We start from the raw sequence: 4023 nt of genomic DNA, 5'->3' as shown, positions 1-4023 counted from the left end.
TCTTTAATCACTATAATTTCCTGTTCATTTACAAATACAGAACAATTTGGCGTTGGAGTGCAGCTCGTCATGTCGACGTTTTGATAAGAAAAAGTCCTCCAGAAAAAAGCGACCAAAAGAATGAGTAATGTGATTAGTATTTGAGCAAACCTGTGTTTTGTAAGCTTTTCTGAAGCCATGATGCTTTCTTCCTCGTGTAACAAACTTCAAAGTTTTGAAATAAAAGGCCAAATCCTGAACAACTGTAAGGTTACTACTCTGTCATTGAATTGTTAATTGCAGTATAGTTGACGGTTGAAAATGCCACTTTTTTTTAAAGTCAGCAATAGATAGTAACGTTATGATAAAGCAGTATTTCTATTGTGGATTTGGGGGGCATTACGACATGTGTCGTGTTGGAAGTAAAGTGTAGTTAATTAGAAATTGGAAGCATGCAAATGAGCCAAGAAAAGCAGCTTGAACAAAACTACAACTATACAGTTGTTCGGCAATTTACCTTAGTGACTATTCTCTGGGGTATTGTTGGTATGGCTGTAGGTGTTTTGATTGCCGCTCAATTAGTTTGGCCACAGCTAAACTTTGATACGCCGTGGTTGACGTACAGTCGCTTACGTCCTCTGCATACTAATGCGGTTATTTTTGCGTTTGGTACAAGTGCCCTCTTTGCAACATCTTATTATGTTGTTCAGCGTACTTGTCAAACTCGTCTATTTGGTGGTCCTCTTGTGCCCTTCACCTTTTGGGGATGGCAAGCCATTATTTTATCTGCAGCAATAACTTTACCTTTGGGTTATACCTCCGGTAAAGAATACGCGGAATTAGAATGGCCAATTGATATCGCCATTGCTCTTGTATGGGTATCTTATGCGATAGTGTTTTTTGGAACACTCGTCAAACGTAAGACGGCACATATCTATGTGGCAAACTGGTTCTTCGGAGCTTTTATCCTTACTGTTGCTGTATTGCATATTGTAAATAGCATGGCAATCCCTGTTTCTATGGGTAAATCGTATTCAGTTTACGCTGGGGCGGTGGATGCTATGGTTCAGTGGTGGTACGGTCATAATGCGGTGGGTTTCCTGCTTACTGCCGGCTTCCTTGGTATGATGTATTACTTTGTACCAAAACAAGCTGAACGCCCTGTTTATTCATACCGTTTATCGATTGTTCACTTTTGGGCTTTGATCTCTCTTTACATTTGGGCTGGTCCGCACCATTTACACTACACTGCTCTGCCTGACTGGACTCAGTCACTTGGCATGGTGATGTCGTTAGTGTTGTTTGCTCCTTCATGGGGCGGGATGATCAACGGGATTATGACGTTATCTGGTGCTTGGCATAAACTGCGCTATGACCCAATCTTACGATTCCTCATCGTTTCATTGTCATTCTACGGAATGTCTACGTTTGAAGGACCAATGATGTCGATTAAGACAGTTAACGCACTGTCACACTACACCGACTGGACCATTGGTCACGTGCATTCTGGAGCTCTAGGCTGGGTGGCAATGGTGTCGATTGGTTCGGTATACCATTTAATCCCTCGCCTATTTAACCAAGAGCGTATGTACTCTGTTGGTCTGATCAATGCTCACTTCTGGTTAGCGACTATTGGTACGGTGCTCTACATCGTTGCGATGTGGATTTCAGGTGTTATGCAGGGCTTGATGTGGCGTGCTGTTAACTCTGACGGTACGTTAACGTACAGTTTTGTTGAGTCTGTCCAAGCCTCTTACCCATTCTATACCGTTCGATTCATTGGTGGATTTATCTTCTTAGCAGGTATGTTCCTGATGGCTTACAACACGTATAAAACGGTTTTTGCACCAGATAATAGCTTAAAAGCTATTCCTCAACCGGCATAAGGAGATGAAAGAATGAGTTCTAATAATCGCCATGAAATCATCGAACGTAATGTCGGTTTACTGGCTATTTTCATTATTTTTGCCATCAGTTGGGGAGCCTTGGTTGAAATCACACCATTGATTTTCCAAAAGCAAACTACTGAGCCTGTTGAAAATCTTAAGCCCTACACTGCGCTGCAACTTGAAGGCCGTGATATCTATATTCGCGAAGGTTGTAACGTTTGCCATAGCCAAATGATTCGCCCATTCCGTTCCGAAACGGAGCGTTATGGTCATTATTCGGTGGCTGGTGAAAGTGTTTGGGAGCATCCATTTGTGTGGGGTTCGAAGCGGACTGGGCCTGATTTGGCTCGTGTTGGTGGTCGTTATTCTGATGAATGGCATCGAGTTCACTTGACTAATCCTCGCGAACTGGTTCCTGAATCAAACATGCCCGGTTTTCCTTGGCTAGCAAAAAATGTGTTGGACGGCAAGCTTACGCAAAGCAAACTTGAATTATTCCGTAATCAGTTTGGTGTGCCGTATACCGATGAACAAATCGCGAATGCAGCAAAAGATGTCGAAGGGAAATCAGAAATGGATGCAATCATTTCTTATCTTCAATCTCTTGGTCACGCAATGAAGTAAGGGGTAGTTATGGATATCGGTACTATTCACAGTATTTGGACCATAGTGCTGTTCGTCTGTTTTATAGGCGTAGTGTGGTGGGCCTATGGCAAAAACCGTAAAGCTCGTTTCGATGAAGCGGCTAACCTCATTTTTGCCGATGAACAGCCCAAATCCTCTAAGGAACAAGGAGTGACTAAACAATGACGACATTTTGGAGTCTATGGGTCATCATCATTACGGTGGGAACTTTGCTGGGCTGTGCGATTCTGCTCGTTTGGTGTTTAAAAGACAAAATGGGAGTGGAAGAAGGCTCGGATATGGGCCATGAATACGATGGTATTCGTGAGCTCAACAACCCTCTGCCTAAATGGTGGACCTATCTTTTTATTAGTACGTTTATTTTTGCCGCTATCTATCTGACCCTTTATCCCGGGTTAGGTAGTTTTAAAGGTGTACTTGGTTGGCAAAGTTCAGATCAAACCATTCGCTCTCTTGATGAGTCCAAAGCCTCGATTGCAAATGCGCAAAACAATAAAGTGTTAGTACAGTATGCAAAAGAGTTAGATGACGCAAACACCTACTTTGGTGAAGCATTTAAACGCTTAGCTTATACTGGCGGCGGTTCGGATTTACGCCCTATTCCTGAAATTGCAGCAGATTCTGATGCATTGAAGGTTGGTCAGCGTTTATTCTTACAAAACTGCTCTCAGTGTCATGGTTCTGACGCTCGTGGTCAAAAAGGCTTTCCGAATCTAACCGATAATGCTTGGTTATATGGTGGTGAACCAGAAGCGATTGTGACCACTATCCGACATGGTCGTATTGGACAAATGCCAGCTTGGAAAGATGTCCTCGGTGAGCAAGGTGTGAAGGAAGTGGTGAGTTATACCCTAAGCCTTTCTGGGCGTTCTGTGAACGTTCGAGAAGCGGAAGCAGGTAAAGCTCGCTTCGTCGTTTGCGCCGCTTGTCATGGTACGGATGGTAAAGGTAACCCTGCGTTTGGAGCACCTGATCTTACTGATAACGATTGGTTATTTGGTGACTCAAGAGCCGATGTTACTCAAACGGTCATGCATGGCCGATCAGGTGTTATGCCTGCTTGGAATGACATTCTCGGTGAAGATAAAGTTCAACTGGTTGCTGCTTACGTGTGGAGTTTAAGCAATACAGAGAACTAATTGCACAACAAAGGCAGCTCTTTATTAGGGCTGTCTTTCTTCTCTTTTTAATAAGCCTTCTTTATTTTGTTGTTGAGAACTTTTTTATGGTAACTCCTTGGTATAAACAATTCTGGCCGTGGTTTCTGATCATCTTACCGTTAACTGTGGTGATATGGACGATTGCAACGGTTATCGTCTTTTCTCAGAATTCAGTGTCATTGGTGACTGAGGATTACTACAAAAAAGGCAAAGGCATTAATATTGACCTATCAAAAATTAACGAAGCGAAAGCATTAAAGCTCAGCTCGGAAGTCTACTCTGAGGGTAATGATATTATCTTCAAATTTAATAAAGGTGAGCTTGAACACTACCCCGCGATTAAAATGATG

Annotated in this window: 5 protein-coding genes; all 5 read left to right on the top strand. The window is 42.8% G+C overall.

Features of this window, described 5'->3' with window-relative positions:
• The first annotated feature begins 437 nt into the window (after positions 1 to 437).
• The gene (gene ccoN, locus AACT21_RS07375; RefSeq protein ID WP_026027333.1) at positions 438 to 1865 is read left to right on the top strand and encodes a cytochrome-c oxidase, cbb3-type subunit I; all 1428 of its coding nucleotides are present in this window, start codon (positions 438 to 440) and stop codon (positions 1863 to 1865) included.
• A 12-nt stretch (positions 1866 to 1877) separates the two neighbouring features.
• Positions 1878 to 2492, top strand: coding sequence for a cytochrome-c oxidase, cbb3-type subunit II (ccoO, locus tag AACT21_RS07370; RefSeq protein ID WP_013856896.1), 615 nt, complete (start codon positions 1878 to 1880; stop codon positions 2490 to 2492).
• Between the two features lie 9 nt (positions 2493 to 2501).
• On the top strand, positions 2502 to 2678 hold the full coding sequence (locus tag AACT21_RS07365) for a CcoQ/FixQ family Cbb3-type cytochrome c oxidase assembly chaperone (RefSeq protein WP_010320252.1): 177 nt from the start codon (positions 2502 to 2504) through the stop codon (positions 2676 to 2678).
• Positions 2675 to 3652, top strand: a complete 978-nt coding sequence (gene ccoP / locus AACT21_RS07360) for a cytochrome-c oxidase, cbb3-type subunit III (protein ID WP_013856895.1) — start codon at positions 2675 to 2677, stop codon at positions 3650 to 3652. The genes AACT21_RS07365 and ccoP overlap by 4 nt, the downstream gene beginning before the upstream one ends.
• 86 nt (positions 3653 to 3738) lie before the next feature.
• On the top strand, positions 3739 to 4023 hold a 285-nt coding region (locus tag AACT21_RS07355; protein WP_176430194.1), incomplete at its 3' end, for a FixH family protein.

Source organism: Vibrio sp. V08_P9A1T1 (assembly GCF_963874405.1).
Classification (GTDB): Bacteria; Pseudomonadota; Gammaproteobacteria; order Enterobacterales; family Vibrionaceae; genus Vibrio; species Vibrio anguillarum.
The sequence above is the reverse complement of the archived record's forward strand: the minus strand, read 5'-3'. Positions and strand labels throughout refer to the sequence as shown.